Origin of the sequence: Levilactobacillus namurensis DSM 19117 (assembly GCF_001434785.1) — a bacterium.
Classification (GTDB): Bacteria; Bacillota; Bacilli; order Lactobacillales; family Lactobacillaceae; genus Levilactobacillus; species Levilactobacillus namurensis.
Map to the genome: position 1 here is coordinate 1 of NZ_AZDT01000047.1, position 1,174 is coordinate 1,174.

The 1,174-nt window shown below is 41.4% G+C and carries 1 protein-coding gene; it reads right to left on the reverse strand.

Features of this window, described 5'->3' with window-relative positions:
• Nucleotides 1–19: 19 nt before the first annotated feature.
• Nucleotides 20–1,174 (reverse strand): ISL3 family transposase (locus tag FD30_RS07505; RefSeq protein WP_056944523.1); only part of this gene is annotated, 1,155 nt, incomplete at its 5' end.

The window sequence follows — 1,174 nt, forward strand, 5'->3', positions numbered from 1 at the left end:
ACTAATGTGAGAATCCAATTCATTTACGAATTGGATTCTTTTTTTCGACCTTGATTAGGAATTCAATACGGATTCGATAGATGAAGTGTTCCCAGTTCTTGTAACCGTAAGCTGTTCGTTTAAGTTGTTTGATCTTACGGTTGATACCTTCTATTGGGCCATTTGAGAGAGTTCCGTGTGTCATATTTTTGATGAGTCGTTTTCGATGAATAAAGGTTTTTACGGTTGTCATGAGTTGAGGACTTACGTTCTCAACTCTACCGAGAACCTCGAGAAATCCGGTATAGTCGCGGTCTTGAAAAGTTTTAACGAGCTGGTGTGCCGAAAAATAAGTATGCATAAATTGTTCACTGAGACCTAGTCCCTCTTGGACCAGTTGTTCTTGGGTCTGGCGGTCTTTTAAGTGTGAGAACCACCATACTTCGGTGGATTCTAAACTGTCATAGCTTTTTAAATAGAAGCGCCAGTAGAACTTTAAAAGTCGGTATTCACGTGTATCGGGTTTGAACTGTTTCATCAGTTGAACTCGCGTCTGGTTTAAGGACCTAAGTGTCATTTGGACCAGATGAAAGTTATCCGCAACTAGCTTAGCGTTGGGGAAAAGCGTCCTAATGGCTGACTCGTATTGTGAATTAAAGTCCATGACAATAGCTTTAACATTCCTCCGATTTTTATTCGAGTAATGGTTCCTGAAAAATCGCTTAATATCGGCGTTCTTACGCCCTGGAAGGATGGTGACGATATCATGAGTTTTTGCATCAATCGCAATGAAACTCATTTGATTACCTGTTGACCGAAACTCATCGATACACAACTGCCTTGGCAAACCATTGTAGGCAGGCTGGATTTCTTTGCCTAGTAGAGTTAAACGTCGACATACTGTGTTAGTAGAGACGTTGTATTGTGTCGCGATACTACTCATCGTACGATCTTCGGTTAGAGCTAGATCAATAGCGTGAAGTGTGTTTTCGGATATTTGATGCTGCTTTTGAATTAAGGGCGTCTGAGCTAAAAGCGTTTTACCACAGTTTTGACAACGAAAACGCTGCTTTTTAAGTACAAGTAGGGTCGTACGTTCACTAACTCGTGGTAATCGGACCACAACGGTCTTATGGCCGTTATGGTTCATCGTAACTTTGCCACAACGTGGGCAAAGGATAGAGTCATAAGTCAA